14 protein-coding genes and 4 pseudogenes are annotated in these 17,922 nt (G+C 59.6%); 4 read left to right on the top strand and 14 right to left on the bottom strand.

The window, feature by feature from the left end:
• The first annotated feature begins 321 nt into the window (after nt 1-321).
• Nucleotides 322-985 (top strand): annotated as a pseudogene (locus LRP30_RS37420) (ribonuclease HII).
• 158 nt (nt 986-1,143) lie between these two features.
• On the opposite strand, the gene LRP30_RS37425 reads toward LRP30_RS37420, so the two are convergent.
• Nucleotides 1,144-1,416: a hypothetical protein gene (locus LRP30_RS37425; protein ID WP_249758052.1), complete on the bottom strand. Its 273-nt coding sequence runs from the start codon at nt 1,414-1,416 to the stop codon at nt 1,144-1,146.
• Nucleotides 1,417-1,998: 582 nt separating this feature from the next.
• Here LRP30_RS37425 and LRP30_RS37430 point away from each other — a divergent pair.
• The gene (locus tag LRP30_RS37430) at nt 1,999-2,967 is read left to right on the top strand and encodes a DUF2971 domain-containing protein (protein ID WP_249758053.1); all 969 of its coding nucleotides are present in this window, start codon (nt 1,999-2,001) and stop codon (nt 2,965-2,967) included.
• Between the two features lie 447 nt (nt 2,968-3,414).
• Here the strand turns inward: LRP30_RS37430 and LRP30_RS45135 are convergent, their stop codons facing one another.
• Both LRP30_RS45135 and LRP30_RS37435 read right to left on the bottom strand, forming a co-directional pair.
• Nucleotides 3,415-3,543, bottom strand: coding sequence for a hypothetical protein (locus LRP30_RS45135; protein WP_256477643.1), 129 nt, complete (start codon nt 3,541-3,543; stop codon nt 3,415-3,417).
• 8 nt (nt 3,544-3,551) lie between these two features.
• Nucleotides 3,552-3,995: pseudogene (locus LRP30_RS37435) on the bottom strand (efflux RND transporter permease subunit); the annotation flags it as partial.
• Nucleotides 3,996-4,148: 153 nt separating this feature from the next.
• Between LRP30_RS37435 and LRP30_RS37440 the strand changes: the two are divergent.
• Nucleotides 4,149-4,459 (top strand): annotated as a pseudogene (locus tag LRP30_RS37440) (tungsten ABC transporter substrate-binding protein); the annotation flags it as partial.
• Here the strand turns inward: LRP30_RS37440 and LRP30_RS37445 are convergent.
• A complete protein-coding gene (locus tag LRP30_RS37445) occupies nt 4,427-5,125 on the bottom strand; it encodes an ABC transporter permease (RefSeq protein WP_249758054.1) in 699 nt (232 codons plus the stop codon). The pseudogene LRP30_RS37440 and the gene LRP30_RS37445 overlap by 33 nt on opposite strands.
• On the bottom strand, nt 5,122-5,574 hold the full coding sequence (locus LRP30_RS37450; protein WP_249758055.1) for an isochorismatase family protein: 453 nt from the start codon (nt 5,572-5,574) through the stop codon (nt 5,122-5,124). Before LRP30_RS37450 ends, LRP30_RS37445 begins: the two co-directional genes overlap by 4 nt.
• Before the next feature lie 652 nt (nt 5,575-6,226).
• On the opposite strand from LRP30_RS37450, the gene LRP30_RS37455 reads away from it, so the two are divergent.
• A complete protein-coding gene (locus tag LRP30_RS37455) occupies nt 6,227-6,703 on the top strand; it encodes a uracil-DNA glycosylase family protein (protein ID WP_249758056.1) in 477 nt (158 codons plus the stop codon).
• Between the two features lie 583 nt (nt 6,704-7,286).
• Here LRP30_RS37455 and LRP30_RS37460 read toward each other — a convergent pair.
• From LRP30_RS37460 to LRP30_RS37500, 9 genes and pseudogenes are all read right to left on the bottom strand, one after another.
• Nucleotides 7,287-8,084, bottom strand: a pseudogene (locus LRP30_RS37460) (Mrp/NBP35 family ATP-binding protein); the annotation flags it as partial.
• A gap of 99 nt (nt 8,085-8,183) precedes the next feature.
• Nucleotides 8,184-10,169, bottom strand: a complete 1,986-nt coding sequence (locus tag LRP30_RS37465) for a 4Fe-4S binding protein (protein WP_249758057.1) — start codon at nt 10,167-10,169, stop codon at nt 8,184-8,186.
• A 189-nt stretch (nt 10,170-10,358) separates the two neighbouring features.
• Complete coding sequence (locus tag LRP30_RS37470) at nt 10,359-11,369, bottom strand: formate dehydrogenase subunit gamma (RefSeq protein WP_249761924.1); 1,011 nt, start codon at nt 11,367-11,369, stop codon at nt 10,359-10,361.
• 64 nt (nt 11,370-11,433) lie between these two features.
• Nucleotides 11,434-12,030 carry a formate dehydrogenase FDH3 subunit beta gene (gene fdh3B, locus LRP30_RS37475; RefSeq protein ID WP_249758058.1) on the bottom strand — a complete coding sequence of 199 codons (597 nt, stop codon included), beginning with the start codon at nt 12,028-12,030 and terminating at the stop codon, nt 11,434-11,436.
• Nucleotides 12,031-12,042: 12 nt separating this feature from the next.
• Entirely contained in the window at nt 12,043-14,961 is a 2,919-nt protein-coding gene (locus LRP30_RS37480) for a formate dehydrogenase subunit alpha (protein WP_249758059.1), read from the bottom strand.
• A gap of 11 nt (nt 14,962-14,972) precedes the next feature.
• Nucleotides 14,973-15,173, bottom strand: coding sequence for a twin-arginine translocation signal domain-containing protein (locus LRP30_RS37485; RefSeq protein ID WP_249758060.1), 201 nt, complete (start codon nt 15,171-15,173; stop codon nt 14,973-14,975).
• A gap of 29 nt (nt 15,174-15,202) precedes the next feature.
• The gene (locus LRP30_RS37490; protein ID WP_249758061.1) at nt 15,203-16,000 is read right to left on the bottom strand and encodes a molecular chaperone TorD family protein; all 798 of its coding nucleotides are present in this window, start codon (nt 15,998-16,000) and stop codon (nt 15,203-15,205) included.
• A 464-nt stretch (nt 16,001-16,464) separates the two neighbouring features.
• The gene (locus LRP30_RS37495) at nt 16,465-17,193 is read right to left on the bottom strand and encodes a DUF3306 domain-containing protein (RefSeq protein ID WP_249758062.1); all 729 of its coding nucleotides are present in this window, start codon (nt 17,191-17,193) and stop codon (nt 16,465-16,467) included.
• Entirely contained in the window at nt 17,186-17,704 is a 519-nt protein-coding gene (locus LRP30_RS37500) for a DUF3305 domain-containing protein (RefSeq protein WP_249758063.1), read from the bottom strand. The genes LRP30_RS37495 and LRP30_RS37500 overlap by 8 nt, the downstream gene beginning before the upstream one ends.
• Between the last annotated feature and the right edge of the window lie 218 nt (nt 17,705-17,922).

Genomic DNA, 17,922 nt, shown 5'->3' on the forward strand with positions numbered 1-17,922 from the left:
TACGTCTTTCAGATAATCGCCACAAATTTCACGGAAATGCGCAGCCGAGCCAGACCCAAACGTACAGAGGCTGCATTGACCCGATATTCACTCGACGTGCTGCGTCAGCGCTATGTCGTCGAGAAAAGACCCCTTGAGGCGAGCGTCGAGCAGGTCTTGCGCGCCGACAGCCGCGCGGGGGCGCGTGCCATTTTGGCCTCAATCGAAAGACGACGCTTCGAAAACAGGTCCGAAGGACAGCGGCTTCGCAAAATGCTTCGCTTCGAGACGTCTCTCTGGCAAAGCGGCCATCATGCGGTGGCAGGCGTGGACGAGGCCGGCATGAGCCCGCTCGCGGGGCCGGTGTCCGCTGCCGCCGTGATCCTTAAACCCGGCACGCGGATAATCGGAATCGACGATTCGAAAAGGCTTGATGCCGCGGCTCGCGAAGGAGATCAAGGAAAAGGCCGAGAGTTGGAGTGTCCCGTTCGTCGAGGTCGAAGAGATCGACGCGATCAACATCTATTGGGCGGGCATCCAGGCGATGCGGCGCGCGGTCCAGGGATTGGGAGAGACGCCGCAGCATTTGCTGATCGACGCGAAGCGATTGAAGGAAATCGACATCCCTCAGCGGCCGATCATCAAAGGCGACTCCAAATCCGCCAGCATCGCCGCCGCCTCCATCCTTGCGAAAGTCGAGCGCGACGCGGTGATGCGGATGCTCGACGCGCGTCACCCCGGCTACGAATTCGCGGATCACAAGGGCTACCCCGTGCCGGCTCACTATGAGGCGCTCGCCAGGCTTGGTGCATGCGCAGCTCACCGGAGATCGTTCGGCCCTGTACGCAACGTTCTCGGCTTGCCGCCTCTGCCGCCGTGGCCTTCTGCATCCGACCGCACTGCCGGTGAATCGCAGTTGGAAGGGCCGGCTCGGCTTCTAGGCGGGAACGTCGTGCTGGCGGCCTCGCCTGCTCCAAGCACGTCGCCATTGCCGGCGCTAAGCTGAGCATTGAATCCTGGCGTGAGAAAAGCGGCCGTACTCTTGGGATTCACGGCACTGAGCAATCGTGCCGTGAGTCCTTGATGGCTAACTTCCGTGCTATACTGTGCAAAATCGACAGTTGCCGCTGCAAACTGCATCCGTCGGCGCGGGCTCGCAATAGACTACCTATCCTTGTCGCTCAGCAGCCAGAAAAACGCTTCGTAGCCTTTTGCGTAGGCCGCCTCCATGTTGGCCACGCCGGCCTTGCTCATGATGTAACCCTGCTCCCGGGCGACATAACGGCCCCCGAAGTGCTCGCACAACCTGGCAACGCAGCGCTGGATCCCACGACCATCCTCCGTCGTGCGAACGATGAACCGGCGAGAACTCCTCTTGGTGATCATGTAGGACGGAAACAAATCGAGTTGGGCACCGTCAAACTGCGATCCAGACATTACTGATACTCCTGTGCTCGCTTCGACCGTCGAAGCCATCACACTTCATGCAGCGACTGCAGCGGGCGCGTCGAGAGCTTTCGCAGGCTCGATGAAGGCCACCATGATCGCGGGCAGCAAAGAGCTCAGGACGGCCCTTCTCGTCGGCGCAAAGCACGATCCTGAGCGCACGGAGGAACCGTCTCGGCGGATGCGCCGTCAATATGGTTAAATTCGCCTCCTAGGCACCTAAGCGTCGACGTCAGGGCCATCGGTTATCCATGCGGTCCTCCTATCCAGACCTCAGGCTGACTTTCGCTGCGGCCTCGACGACGGCTTCTTCACCGCCGTCTCCTTCGGCTTCGTGCCCTCGATCGGCATCAGCATTTCGCGCTCGGTTCAGGAGCAGATCACTTTCGCTGGGCTGAGGCGCGGCGAGCCCGACGACACGACAAGCGGATGGTACGTGCCGAAATGTCGCGCGAGGGATCGTTACCGACAGGCCGGGACCTTGGCCCGGCGCGCGGCACGCGCATAGAGCCCGGTCGGCGTGCCGACGCGCCCAAGCTTTGCTTTCGCAGGCGGCCGGGCTAAATCGGAATCATGGACAAGGAGACCAGCCACGAGGACCGGCACGCGCTGCCGCCACCGCTGATTGTGGCGGTGGAGAAGTTCGCTGCTTGGTCGAAGAAGCAGCTGCTAGTCGAGCAGAACGCGGCAACCCCGACCGTGCCGCTCTATCACTACACGGGTGAAGAGGCGCTGGCTGGCATCCTGCGGCACGAGAAGCTCTGGTGCTTCAGCCATCTTCACCAGAGTGATCCGAAGGAATTCGAGTATTCGCTGGCGGGCGCTCTCGACGTCATTCGACAGGTGGGTAAGTCCGAAGACTTCTGGACCAAGCATTTTTGCGGCTGCCTCGAAGACATGCTGGTGACTAATGGCCTTGCCAGCCCGTTCGATTTCTACCTGTTCAGCCTCAGCCGCCATCGTGACGATCCGGGGCAATGGCGGCAGTATGGCAGGAATGGTCAGGGCTTCGCCATCGGCGTAACGCCCCTCCTGCTGCAACCGGACACGGATGTGCTCAGCGCCCAGGCCAACGAGAACCTCCACATCGGCCGGGTAATCTACGGCGATCGCGAAACGAAGGCCCGACACCGACTCGTGATCAGGAAGGCGGCAGCCATTACCAGCCAAGTCGTGCGCCGCAACCGGCAATGGATCGACCTCGTACGACCGGTTTCCTATCTGGCGGCCATGGCGCGCGAGGTTCTCGCCTCACAGCTCATCTGGAACTGTTTGACGGCCAAGGAAATGAAATTCGCCAACGAGCGGGAGGTCCGCGGGATTGTGATGGGAGTTCGCAACCGGTTCGACGCGCACCGGAAGATGTTGGGCACGCGCGCGTACATCGAGGTGCCATTGCTCTTGAGAACCCCGAGCGCCATTGCGGAAATTCTTGTCGGCCCTAACGCGCCCGCGGGCGCCGAGGACAAGGTCAGGGCCTTATTGCAGGCGGAAGGCTATGCGGATTCCATTCCCGTTATCTGCTCGTCGTCGACCGTCTGACGCGGCAGAGAGCGACGCCGCAGGCTGCTCTTTGAATCTGAACGGTCCTATCCCGTTGAGGCGCTGCGATACAATGCCTTTCGGCCCTTTGGCGATATCCTGCGCGGATATGATCAACACGAAGCCTGCGAGGAACAGGTAGAGATGCGCTGCACGATGTTGCACTTGTGTTGCAGCGAGCCGAATTCGCAGGATTTCGCAGGTGATACGAAGCTATTGGTACTCACGACGGGCCGATGGCGGAGAGAGTGGGACTCTCTGCCACCCCCTGGAAGAGGCTAGAATCTGCAGAAAGATCAAGCCATTACGGATAACCGATATTCGGACCGTGTACCGGGTGCGCAGACACGAAAATCCCGCTCCCCGCGAGCGAAGCTGTCTTGCTGGGCGCGAACCGGCGGGAAGACGAGGACAGCCGCGAGCGCCGCAAATAGGATGCGACGTATGTCAATCTCCCCTGTTTGTGAAGAAGAGATATTTGATCAGCGCGGCCATCCCCAACACCAGAACGATGACGATAAGCGCGGTAACGAGACCCATGCCGCCCATCATTCCTGACATCATGTCGTTCATCATGGCTCACCTCATTTGGCAGGCTCCGGGATTCTCAGTTTCGTCACGATCGCTTTCGTCTCGATCGGCGGCCGTGGTTTGCTTGCAGGAGGCAAACGGAAGCCTTTGACCAACCCAAAGATGGCCGGGATCACGATCAGCGTGAGCAACGTCGACGAGACCATGCCGCCTATCTGGCGACCACGGTCATCATCTTCGGGCGGACGCGCCCGAGGGCACCCTACATGACCGCCTTGCGGAGATGGGCGCGGCTCAATGTCCACCCGCCGGTCTCAGCAGCGACGCCGGCGAGCGCGATGAAGCCGACGGCAACGGCAACCGAAAGATTGAAACCGAGCCACCAAATCAGCCAAAGCCCCGCCGACGAGCGCGAACGGCAGCGACAGTATAACGATCATCGTCTCGGTGACCGACCTGACATTGAGGCACAGCAGCAGGAAGATGATGAGCAGCGTCTTCACCTCGGTAGGCCTGAGGATCCTTCCTGTATGGACGTTAGACAAACGAATTATACTGACACTTAAATCCATTTTTTTCGGTTGAATGGATGAGCGTGCGCAAAACCATTGGCCGGTTTGGTGAAGCTGGGGGAAGTGCTAACGCGCCATGAAATCCGCGAGGGCACGAGGCCGGCGCTCAACATGGTGTCGTCATCGAATGCCTACCTGCTGTGGGAGCGAGGGACCTGGCTGTCGTTCAAGAATCGCGACGATCTCGCCATCTTGACCGAAGGCATAAGCGGCTCTTCAACCAGTATGGCGTGATGCTGGCGAGTCTGGCCAAGGATCCGGACGTGAAGGCGACGGACGGACAGGCATTCAACGACTGGATCATCTCGCCCAAGGGGCAGGAGACCATAGCCGCCTATAAGGTCGGCGGCGAGTGGCTATTTTTCCCCAACGCGCCCCACCAGCAGTAATGCGACGGTAGAGACCGCCACGCTCAGCATGAGCAGGATCAGTCCGAGCCCGAGCGCCAGCGGAAGGTCCCCCTTGCTGGTTTCGAGCGCTATCGCAGTGGTCATCGTGCGAGTGAAGCCACGAATGTTACCGCCCACGATGATGATGGCACCGACCTCGGCGATGGCCCGCCCGAAGGCGGCGAGGAAGGCCGTCAGCAGCGATGCCCGCCCGAGTGCGAACAGGAGGGCGATGCTGCGCACGACCGACAGTCCATCGGTGCGCGCGAGATCGCCGTATTCCGCCCAGAGTAATGTGGACGGTCGATGCACCAGCGCGACCACGATCGGCGTGGCAAGTAGCGTCTGGGCGATCACCATGGCGGTTGGCGTGAATAGTAGCCCCGCAGCTCCTAGGGGGCCGGACCGCGAAAGGAATAGGTAGAGCCCGAGACCGACCACGACGGGGGGCAGGCCGAGCAGCGCGTTGGTAAGGACGATGAGCGCGTGCCGGCCCGAGAAGCGGGCGATCGCAAGCCAGGCCCCGATGGGAGCGCCGACCACCAACGCGACGATGCTGGCCGTCAGGCTGACGCGCACCGACAGGACGACAATGTCGAGAAGTTCGGGATCGGCCTCGCCGATCAGCGAGACGGCCGCGCGGACGGATCGCGCAAAGTCGTTCATCCGCCCTTGCACTTCAATGCTTGGCAGAACGCTTCTACGTCGTTGAATACGGTATCCCCCGCGGATTTTAGCGATTCAACGAAGGGCTGCGCCGCTTCGGCGTGTTCGTCGCCGCCGCAGGCGTCCTCCACGACGACCAGAATCGTGCCGAGTTCAGCGACGGGTCTGGGCGTGGGTTCGATCTCGATTTCCATCGCGACACCGACAGAGGCAATCGATGTGATGCAGCTGTCACGGAGCGCCATCGAAAGCGGCGTGCCCTCCAGGGCGGACACGGTGAGCTTGTCGAAAATCGCTCCGCTTTCACGCGGCGTCAGTTCGGGCGAGATCTCGAAGCCCGACGAGCCCCGCAAGAACCATGGATCGACCTTCTCCGGATCGTCGGTGCGCTGCCAAGCCATCGCCATTCGGTAACAGAACGCGCCCATCAATTTCTTCGGCAGCGACATGTGCCGCATGAAGACGGCCCGGAGGTCGGGCGGCTGGTAGCACGCGAGAGACCTTCGCCACGATTTCTCCCTGGTCTAATATGACGTCGCCGCAACACCCACCTTCAGAGGTAAAGAGCCGACTTTCGACTTATCAGCGCCCGCCTCGATCGCGGACAGCACAACGATCTATCCCGCAACGACGTTAGACAAACGAATTTTATTGAAACTTAACTGCATTTTTGTCGATGTGCCCGTCAGTACGTTGAGCGCACTAGAAGAAGGTCTCTCAGTCCGACGTTTCGTTCAGCAACGTCGTGATCTGTTTCGCAATCACAGTTCCAACAATTTCGGGGCACTTAGCGGGAGGCGATTCCGTAGTCGGTCATTACTCTGTCCGGCGTAGGTGTCCCACTCTATTCCGATCAGCGGCACTGGCGCCACGATGCCGATGCGCTGATCTCTCGGTAGACACGAACTGGCGGATTTGCAGGGTTGGCACTCTGGGACTTGCAGCGCTCGTTTGGTTCGCCATATCAGAGTAGCAAATTGAGGTGCCCCACGAGTGACCTTATCACGCGTCTTGCACGAAATTGGTAATTGTCGGATTTGCGAAGCCACGCTTCCGCACGGCGCCCGGCCAATCTTGCGCGCGTCAGGAAGCGCACGGCTATTGATCATCAGTCAGGCGCCAGGCAGCAAGGTGCATGAGACTGGTATCCCGTGGAACGACGCAAGCGGCGATCGCCTGAGGGATTGGACGGATTTGAGCCGCTCGATCTTTTACAACCAGAGAAAGGTCGCGATCCTTCCTATTGGATTTTGTTATCCCGGCGCGGCGGCGAACGGCGGTGATAATCCGCCTCGTCCGGAGTGCGCTCCGCTCTGGCACGGACGCGTACTCGACCATCTGCCGAATCTTCGGTTGACGCTGCTAGTCGGTCAATATTCCCAAAAGCGCTATCTCGAATCAGGTCGGAAGAGCTCGATGACGGAGACGGTAAAGGCTTTTGCCGAATATGGTCCGAAGTTCTTCCCCCTTCCACATCCGAGTTGGCGAAGCCGAATCTGGATGCAAAGACAACCCTGGTTTGAACAGGAGGTTATACCTCAGCTCAGACAAGCGGTCCGGCGCGCTATCAAGGATTGAGGCGGTGTACGCAAATTGGCGATAATTTGTGGAATGCCGGTTCTCAGGACCCGAGAGGCGAAGCGAGTATTGTTGGCCTCTACCAGTTGAAGTTCGAGGATCCCACCGTGGTGATCGAAAAGATCGAATCGAAGCCCGTCTACCTGATCCTGGCGATGACCCCTGACAAAAAGCTTCATATGAACCCTCAGAATCCCTTGGTCGGGCTGCCGATCCGCCCAAAGTGATAAGTTGACGTGACTGTCGGTCCCTGACAAAACAGGTCCCGTCATGATCGACCGGAATGCGAAGCTGGTTCGGATCTGCCGCAAGAGATTCGACAATGGCCTGGATTCGGTTCCCGCGCGGTATTCTCCCAACGCGGGGCGCGCAGATCGCTTTCCCGGCTGGTGTGGACGCTGTGGCGCGGAAAGCCTTGGCCCCGCAGGCGATCGGGATGTTTGAGCGCCTCCCACCGTCGTCCACCACGGCGACGCGCGGTCTTGCCGCAATGCAATTCAAATTCGACGCATGAGCAGAAGCATGGCCGCCGGCACTTTGATCTTCAACGTTGCCAAGTCATTCGGCTCGGACTCCTGCCAATTCATTCGATGACGATACGTGGCGCGGGCTTGTTGGTTCGTTCCGTTGACAGCGCCAACCAGACTTCACGGGCGATTCCGATATAGAGTTTGGCGTGGACGCTCTCGGGCTCGGTCGCAACAATCGGACGCCCTTCATCCGAAGTCGCGCGAATCTGGATGTGCAGCGGTATCTCGCCGAGGAACGGCGCACCGACCTTTTCGGCCGCGATCCGCGCGCCGCCATGGCCGAAGATCGGCGATACGTGACCGCAATCAGGACAGCAAAAGCTCGACATGTTCTCAATCATGCCGAGCAACGGCACATTTACCTTCCGGAACATTGCGACGCCGCGCCTTGTATCGATTAACGCAATGTCCTGCGGCGTCGAGACGATCACTGCGCCTGCGAGCGGCGTCAGTTGTGCCATCGTGAGTGACGCATCGCCGGTGCCGGGCGGCAGATCGACGACGAGCACGTCTAGATCGCCCCATGCGACTTCGCGTAGCATCTGGGTGATGGCCGATATCACCATCGGCCCGCGCCAGATCGTTGCGAGGTTTTCCTCAACGAGAAAACCGATCGACATGACTTTCACGCCGAACCGCTCCATCGGCTCCAGCGTCCGCGCGCCGATCAGCCGTGGCTTGCCACGAAGCCCGAACAGTTTTGGCTGCGAAGGACCGTAGACGTCAGCATCGAGGATGCCGACCTTCAGCCCGAGCGCGACGAATCCAAGGGCGAGATTGCACGACGTCGTGGACTTTCCGACGCCGCCCTTACCAGAGGCGACTGCGACAATATGCCTGATACCTGGAATAGCGGTTGGCTTCGACGTCGCGCGCGCCCGTGCTTCGGTCTCGGTAACGGACACACCAATCTCCTGACTGACCTGCTGCAGCGTGTTTGAGGGGGTGAACTACTTGATCGGATTGTCCTTACCCGCTTCGCGAGCGCGCAAGTAATCCTCGGTGGTCACGGTCAGTGGGCGCGGCGCCGCATGAGGGTCGAAACTTTCGTTGACCACGGCCTCGACGCGGCAGTCCTCGCACATCTTCACGACATCGATGCGCCGTGCATTGGCACCGGTAAACATCCAATGCTTTTCCTCAAGTTTGGCGACGACGCGTTCGATTGAACTCTTGGTGCCGAACGGCTTGCCGCATGCGATGCAATGGAAGGGATCCTCTTCCTTCAACACCCGCTGTGGCGCATTCCACGCCTGAAAATCGAGCCGCGGCTGCAGGGTAATGGCGTCCTCGGGACAAGTCGCTTCGCACAGCCCGCATTGTACGCAGATGCTTTCGGTGAAACGCAGCATTGCGCGCTCTGGGTTGTCCGACAGTGCGCCGGTGGGACAAGCCGTCACACAAGAGTGACAGAGCGTGCAGCTATCGACATTCAACAACACGCCACCGAATGGAGCGCCGGGCGCGAGCGCCACAACATCGACGGGCACTGGCGCCGCGAGGTGCAGTTCGCGAAAAGTGGTTTCGAGCAGGCCGCGCTTGGCGCCGCGCGGAACGAAGGTGGCTGGCTTTTTGGTCGCAACGCCAACCGGCGCTGCGTCCAGCATGGCACGGAGTCGATCAGGGTCATCGGTGTCGATGATGTGCACCAGTCCATCGCCAAAGCCAAGCGTTGCGACGATGGTTCCCGACGTCTCAACAATCCGTCGCAGGCCGAGAGGATCGTGAGTGGGTTTTGCACGCGTCAGGATTGCGACGCCGGTTGCGCCGTAAGCGAACAGCGCAGCAATCGCTTCGGGTCCAACCTGCGTGACTTCGTTGACCCGGACAGGGAGTACATTTGCCGGCAGGCCGTCGCCGAGCCGCGCCAGCGCGTCGATGAGCGGCGCGCCATGGTCGCCATCATGAAGCAGCACGACGGCATCGGTACCGCCCGCCTTGCGATAGGCCTGCACAAGCGTGCGCAACCGTCGCATCAGCGCATCCGCGGCCGGCAGCGCATAGGATACTGCTCCGGTCGGGCAGGCCGCGGCGCATGAGCCACAGCCCGCACAGACGGCGGGGTCGATTTCCACCGCGTCGCCGTTCGGCGTGATCGCGCCAGTCGGACAAAGGTCCAGGCAACGCGTGCAGCCGGTGATTCCTGAGCGCGAATGGGCACAGAGCGATTCGTCCAACTGGATAAAAAGCGGCTTGTCGAACGTGCCGACCAAATGGCCAGCGTCCGCGATCATTTTTTCGACTGCGGCGCGGTCGCGGGGATCGGCTCGCAGGTAACCGGGCCTCAATTCGTGCGCGGGAAATAGCGGCAAGTCACCACTTAAATCCAGCACGATGTCGCAGGTCGAGACCGCGCCATCGCGCGGGGCTCCGAACTCCAGCCGGTTGCGCGACGAAGGCGCCGGAAAGGCGTAGTCGTCGATCGTGAGCTCAAACTGGCCGAGACGGCCACGACCATTGCGCACGCTACCCTTCAGGACTGGAAACTCGTTTAGGTGGCGAGGCATCACATCGCCAGGCTTGGTCAGAAGGACCGTGATATCGAGACGCTCGGCGAGTCGACGACCGACCTCGATCGCTACCCCGTCGCGGCCATAGATCAGGGCGATGCCGTCGCTTTTAAGCGTCACCAGCCCGATTGGCGGCGTATCCTCCGCTGCCGCCGCGATCAGCGCTGCAACCTTCGGGGCAGCCGCGGCCGCATCCTTCGACCATCCCGCAGTCTCTCGAATGTTGACGAAGGTGAGCGCTGAGGAAAAGACGAGATCTTCTGCCACTTCCCGGAACAAGGGTGCTTCCTGGGTACAGGCTACTGAAATAGGTACGCCATCGGCGAGCGCCGCCTTGAACCGGTCGATTTCGATACCGCAGAGCTGGTTGGCCTGGGTGATCCGCCCCGTACAGGCGCGGCCTATCGTCCGCGCGTCCAGCGACATGGTTTTCTCGCAACTGCAGATCATCAGATGAGGTGCTGTATCACTCAACATTTTCTCCCGCGGCACCGATCCTCGCAGTCGGCATTGCCAGCTTGACGACGCGCGCTGTATCCCTACGAGCGCTGCCGAAACGTAAAATGAACGTCGTCATACTCCACGGCTCGCTATCGGCCGAATTCGTGAAGATGCCTATTTCGCCAAGGTTGCGGCCGGCTGCCGCTGAGTCTCGCTCGGTCCCGACTGAGCCTTTTCCTCCTCAAGCCATAGATTATGGTGTTCCTTGGCCCAATTGAGGTCAACGGCGCCGGTCCCCATCGCTTCAAACGCACCTTCCATGCCTACGGTACCGATATAAATGTGCCCGATCATGGCGGCGACGAACAGAACAGCGACGATAGCATGCGTGACTTGGGCGGCCTGCATGCTCGCAATGTCTGTGCCATAGAAGGGAAACATCAACACATAGCCACTAGCGGCTACCGCAGTGCCACCGAGAACGACGATCCAGTAAATCATCTTCTGCCCGGCGTTGAACCGGTATGCTGGCGGGTGGTCACGACCGACAATGCCGCCGCCGCGCTTCAACCATTCCAGATCGACGCGGTTGGGGATATTTCCCGCCAACCACATGAGGAAGATCAAGAACACGCCGATCGTGAACGGGAAGCTCAAATAGTTGTGGGCGTATTTTGCCCATTGCGACCAGGCCGTGAACGGCTCGGCGCCGATGAGGGGCAACAGCAGAGGCTTGCCGAAGGTTATGTTGAGCCCCGAAAGGGCAAGAATGATGAAACAGGTTGCCGTCATCCAATGCGCGAACCGTTCGAAGCCGTTGAACCGCACGATGGTACGACCTGACCGTCCGCTTTCGATTCTCACCATGCCGCGCCAGAGATAGAAAACAATGAGCACGACAAGAGTACCTATGATGGCGAGGCCACCGATCCAACGGAGAGTCACTTCGTGAAAATGGCGCCAATCACGACCGGCGGGCTGCTCGATCGTGCAGGCCTTCTGATCAGGTACAGTGCAGCGACCTGTGATGCGATTCAGCTCCTGGAAGAGCTGACTTTCCTTCACCGCGCTCGCCTCAGGGTTAACCGACGTGGGTTGCTGAGCGCTCGAGAGTTGCGCTCCGAGCGCCATTACTAGAAACGCCAGCGCCCCGACAATGACACGAAATTTGGCGACAATAATCATCATGTCACAACCTCCTGTGAGGGCCGAGTTCAAACGTAATCGAGCCTTGACCATCGCAATCGGATCAAGACGCGATGGTCTCGCGATACGCGGTCTTCCAACCCCAGGCGCCAGAGCCGTAACCGCGTTTCATCACGCGCTCCTTATAGATTTGCGCGATGACCTCGCCATCGCCAGCGAGGAGCGATTTGGTGGAACACATCTCCGCGCATAGGGGCAGCTTGCCTTCGGCCAATCGGTTGGCGCCGTATTTCGCATATTCTTCTTTCGAGCCGTCCGTTTCAGGACCTCCGGCGCAGTAGGTGCATTTGTCCATCTTGCCGCGCGAGCCGAAGTTTCCGACGCGGGGGTATTGCGGCGCGCCGAACGGACAGGCGTAGAAGCAATAGCCACAGCCGATGCAGAGATCTTTAGAGTGTAGAACGACGCCATCTGCGGTGGTGATGAAGCAGTTCACCGGGCATACTGCTTGGCACGGTGCATCCGTGCAATGCATGCAGGCCATCGAGACCGACCTCTCGCCCGGCTTGCCGTCATTGATGGTTACGACACGCCGGCGGTTGATACCCCACGGAACATCGTGCTCGTTCTTGCAGGCAGTAACGCAAGCGTTGCACTCGATGCAACGCTCGGCGTCGCAGAGAAACTTCATGCGAGCCATGGTGTGGCCTCCTTACGCCGCGCTGATCTGACACAAACTGACTTTGGGCTCCTGCATGCCGGTAGCCGGGTCGTAGCCGTAGGTCATGATTGTGTTGGCGCTTTCGCCGAGCACTATCGGATCGGCGCCCTGTGGATATCTGGACCGAAGATCCTCGCCGGCGAACCAGCCACCGAAATGAAAGGGCATCCAGGTCACGCCTTTGCCGACGCGTTCAGTGACCAGCGCTTTCATTTTTGCCTTAGCGCTGTTCTCAGCTCCTGTGACCCAGACCCAACTGCCATCCTCGATTCCGCGTTCGGCCGCATCCGCTGGACTGATTTCGATGAACATTTCCTGCTGCAGCTCGGCGAGCCACCTATTGGAGCGGGTCTCCTCGCCACCCCCTTCGTATTCGACAAGGCGACCCGACGAAACGATCAGCGGGAACGCCCTGGCAATGCCTCTATCGACTGCACTCTTCTGTACCGAGAACCCGATATTCGGCAGTCTGAACTGCTTCGCATCGGGCAACGTCGGATACTTCGCAACGAGATCAATTCTCGGCGTGTAGATAGGTTCGCGGTGGACGGGAATCGGATCGGGCAGGTTCCAAGCCACGGTCCGCGCTTTGCCGTTGCCGTAGGGCGAACAGCCGTGTTTCAAAGCAACACGCTGAATGCCGCCGGAAAGATCCGTCGACCATGACACCGTGTCGATATTGTCAGGGCTGCCTGCGACTTTCTCGATTGTCGCGAGCTCTGCGGGCGTAAGATCCTTGTCCCAGCCCAGCTTCTTGAAAACACCCATCGTGAACTCGGGATAGCCGTCCTTAATCTCCGAACCCGGCAAATATGAACCTTCGGCCAGCAGTGTCTGGCCGTTACGCTCCACCCCAAATCGCGCACGGAATCCATTTCCGCCGTCCATGACAGCAACGTCGCTGTTGTAGAGGATGGGAGAGCCGGGATGCCTGATCTCTGGCGTGCCCCAACACGGCCAGGGCAGACCATAGAAGTCGCCGCCAACCTCCGGATCGTCCTTGGGTGCGCGCATGGTCACTAGGTCGAACTTGTGCTGGTTCCTCATGTGCGCCTTCAGTCGCTCCGGCGACTGGCCGGTGTAGCCGGTGCTCCAGCTTCCCCGATTCATTTCGCGCAGGACATCTTCGGGGACCGGGCGATCACCCTCGACCTTGATGTTCTTGAACATGAGATCGGCGAAACCTAGCTTCTTGGCTATTAAGTAGAGAACTTGATAATCGTCCTTGGACTCGAAGCTTGGTTTAACGATTGGCTCGCCCCACTGCAGCGAGCGATTGGACGCAACGCGCGAGCCGGAGGTTTCGAACTGGGTGCAAATCGGCAGCAGATACATGTTGTCCTTGCGCCCGGCCGCCACGGCAAGCGAGGCCCAGGTGGTGGGGTGCGGATCGGCGACAACCAGCAGATCAAGCTGCGGCAACGCCTTCATTGATTCCGGGATACGCGTGATGCTGTTGCTCGCGTGTCCTTGTACGAACATGCCTCGCACGTTGTCGCTCTGGTCCACCTGGTCTCTGGGCAGAAGAACGGCATCAAACCAACGCGTCAGGGGAATGCCCGCTGTTTCCATCATTTCTTTGGAATCGAAGCGGGAGACCAGATAATCGTAGTCGACCTCCCAAACACGACTCCAATGCTTCCACGCACCTTCGCTGAGACCATAGTAAAACGGCGTCGTCACGGTATCGACGCCAATGTCCGTCGCGCCTTGCACATTGTCATGGCCACGAATGATGTTGGCGCCGGTCCCCGGCTTGCCGACGTTGCCAGTCGCCAACAATAGCATGCAGCTGGCGCGAACGTTCGCGGTGCCGACCGTGTGATGGGTCTGGCCCATGGACCAGAGCAGGGTTGAGGGCTTCTCGGTCGCGAACAATTTGGCGACCCGCTCGAGTTGCGCGCCCGGAACTCCACTGACCCGTTCGACCTCTTCAGGATTCCACTTGTCTATTTCCTTGCGCGCTTCCTCGAAACCGTGGACGCGCTGTTTGATGAACTCCTTGTCCTCCCAGCCATTCTTGAAGATGTGCCACATCATCCCCATCAACACCGGAATGTCGGTACCGGGACGGATGCGGACATACTCGTTTGCGTGTGCGGCGGTGCGCGTCAGCCGCGGATCGATGACGATGAAGTTCGCCCTGTTGAGTTCCTTGCCTTCAAGCATATGCTGCAGCGAAACCGGATGTGCCTCCGCCGGGTTGCAGCCCATGAAAACCATGGTCTTGGAGTTGCGGACATCATTGAAGCTGTTGGTCATCGCGCCGTAGCCCCAGGTATTGGCCACACCGGTGACGGTGGTCGAATGACAGATGCGCGCCTGGTGGTCGTTGTTGTTGGTGCCCCAGAACGCCGCAATTTTTCGGAAGAGATACGCGCCTTCGTTGGAGAATTTCGCCGAGCCCATCCAATAGAGCGATTCCGGCCCGGATTTTCGACGGATTTCCAGCATCTTGTCGCCGATCTCATCGATCGCCTGGTCCCATTTGATACGAGACCACTCGCCGTTAACGAGCTTCATCGGGTATTTTAGCCGGCGTTCGCTGTGCACCAGCTCGCGCACCGAAGCTCCCTTGGCGCAATGCGAGCCTCGGTTGATCGGACTGTCCCAACTCGGCTCTTGTCCGATCCATACGCCGTTGGATACTTCCGCAGTGACCGTGCAACCAACAGCGCAATGCGTGCAGATGTTCTTATGGATGGTGACCGCAGCGCCTGCCGCGGGCGGCGGACCGGCCTTCGCCTTGCGCACGCTGACGAGCGGCAGCGCTCCTAGAGCCGCGAAACCGCCCGCTGCAAGGCCCGAGCGGCTCAAAAAGGCGCGACGATCGAGACGCTCATTCGCCCCACCGACGAAGGCGGCGAGCGAGCTCCGGTGCTTTTCGCGTTCCGTCCTCTTGATCAGCACAGTTTCCTCCTTTAGCTCGGATAACGATTGACGCGGTAGTAGGCTTTCACGTGATCGCTTTCCTTGTAGCGAGACTTGCGCTTTTCGTCGGTGCTCTCGCTATCGGCTTTCGCCTCTGGAGCAAGCGGCAACGTGGCGGCGACCGCCGCTCCCGCGCCAAGTGCACGAAGGAATTGACGACGTCCGAATGACGACCTGTCTATCGTATGCATTCTCGCGTCCTCCCGATGCGCACTTTTCCTCACAGCCTGAACGCCTCTGCCTCGATTTCCAGGAAGAGACGGCCAAGCGTTCCCACGTCACGGTAAAACTCAGCCGCCTCGGCTCGCGCCAAATCACTGAAGAAACGACCAATCCAGGGGGCGAGATGTTTCGCGAAGAACTGCTGCTGCGTCTGAATGGCTATTGGAAATTGACCACTGGCCATACCGGACATAATCTCGCAAAGAATGGCGACATGATCCTCCGGCTCCGCCTGTCCTTCGGTGCGTTCAATGCGGTGCGCGCGGAGATCCTCGCGCAATCGCGCCAGCGGCCGTTCGTTAAGAAAGCCTGTGAGATAGTATGATCCGTAGGGAAGCAACTCGCCGCGGCCAACGCCAATAAAGAGGTCAAAGTACTCGCGATCGACCTTTTCCGCGCAGGCATTTCCGGCTGCACACGCAAGAGCCAGATGCGCGAGGCCGAGCGGCGTCGAATCGCCGTGAAGTTTGGCAATCCGACTGAGCGCGGCTCGATCTGGTGGACGCGCCAGCAGCATAGCGAGCAGCGAATATTCCTGGGCGCGGTTCGCGTCGACGTCGTCGGTCCCGAGCAGTTGCTCGCGGCTAGGTTCGGACCACAAGATCTCGCTTGCGAGATCCATCACGGCTTCAACTGACAACTCGCGCTTCGGAACGCTAGACAAGCTCGGCACAGGACCGATCAAAGGTGCCAGCTCGAGAGCGCCACCAACTGACCGGCCTGCTTCCTGAGTTTTCTGCTCGCCTGTTTGATTTTTCGTTTTTTGCGGTACGCCACTTCGGATAAGCCCGGTCATCCCGTTAGCCTCTCACCAAATGCGCAGACTGTGCGCTCTGCCAATCGCTCGCTCAGTACGCATGCGCAGCAACGTCGACTTGCAGGACCCTCTCATCAGCGGACACATGAGACAATCGAATTCTATTGAGAATTGAATGCAGTTTTCTTGTTAGAGATATTAGGAACACCGAGCTCTAGAAACGTTTCGTAGAGATCGCTCCTGCTAGAGCTTGGTGCGTGCACGGACCGGCCGAATTGCGGCCAGATCAACATGTGCAGTATCGTTGAAAATCTGCTCGCGCGATCGGAACTCGTACGCAACAGAGACGGAGCAACCCTAACGCTCCAAGTCAGCTATTCTCAGCCATGCCCCCAAAAGAGCGAATGCCTCGGGCACGCAAATGCTCGCGACGTCCCAAGCCCAATCCACTGAGACTCTCGAATGCGCGTCGGGCTGGTCGACTATTTCGACTTATTTCAATTCTAGAGAGGCTGGAAACTCACTGTCGTGCGTCTCCTTCCGCGCATTACCGGACGTAGGCAATGCGCCACTATGACTTCGCGGCAGGTTCGCAGATCGGCGTTCGGCTGAGATACGTCCACGTTGTGAAGCGACGGCTCCGTCGTGCTGTGCTGCACTGAGCTGGTCTTATCCAAATCCGGCCGTTGATCTTGAGCTGAATCCGGCGCCACCAATTCGAGGTTTGGCCCCTGTTGCTCGACCATCCTGGGTTCGCGTGCTTGTATCTGAGGATCATTCGCGGGAGAAGCCGAGAGCGAACGATGCACCGCAGCGGCTATGGTGTCCGGCTCTCCTACGAGCCGCGTCAAGAGCCGCCCGACTTCCTCCCCGTCGATTGGTCCGAAGCCCGTCATCGCGCCTGATGCATTGAAGTCCCAGGAGTTCTCCGACAGGCCGACAAAGTCGCGGATCGCAGGATCTAACGACCACACGCGACGAAGCGCCGCACGTGCCAAATCGACGGGTACCCCGGCTCCGAGAAAGGCGCGGATATTAGACTCGGCAGCGATGGATTCGATTCTAGGAAAACTCGTAGGGTCGAACGGCAGTCTAATCTCGCCCGGCGCAAGAGAAGCGGCCGAAGGGACAAGATCATCAGGGGCATGCTCCGATTTCGATTGCGTGATTTCTGTAGCCGCGTGATGCTTGCGGCGGGACCATCGCGCCAGAAACTCCAGATCATTACTCATCGCCGCTCCTGTATTGCGGGCCACGCCGTGCCAACGCTTCCGGATCCGCCCGGTTGCGCTGACGCTTTTCGAAGGCTCGCTCGACATGGTGTTCGGCGATAAACGAGACAATGGTATCACGCACCGAGGCGGGCATCGGCACGGCTTCCACAATTCCTTGGCCCGGTTCTGTCAAAGCCTCCCCTTCTGCTGGGTCCGCCGTGACGGCGGCAATTTCATACGGGGGATCGCCTGCGGTTGAGAGCAGTGCGACCCACAGTGAGGGCACGGCCGAGACGAGATTATTTCGGTAGTTTTCCGTTTCGGTGCGATAAAGCTCGATCTCCGCCGCACCTGCGTAGAAGGTCACGCTTTCTTCATCGCTCGCAAGCTGCGTCCATGGATCCGCGTCCGGGAGGCCGCCAAGCACTGCCGTCGGGCGCCAGATAAATTCAGACCACGGCGAATTTGCCTTACATCGTTCAACCACGACGCCGATGGGAATCCGCACGAGCGCTGCTATTACGTTCACGCGACCGCCTCCAAATTCCGGATCGGAAGCCTTATCAGGGGATTCTGCGGTTTCGTGCGCAGCACTTTCCCGGACGTGAGTGCCAAGATGACAAGGACCGCTTTACGCTTGCATCCTTCAATGTCAACCCGTGGGGTCTGATGACGCTGGACTGGTTCGCTGAGCGCAGAGCGGCGGCATCGGTGTTCCGCAACATCGGCTACGGGCTAGTTCCACCC

This window comes from Bradyrhizobium sp. C-145, from assembly GCF_023375135.1.
In the GTDB taxonomy this organism is placed as follows: Bacteria; Pseudomonadota; Alphaproteobacteria; order Rhizobiales; family Xanthobacteraceae; genus Bradyrhizobium; species Bradyrhizobium zhanjiangense.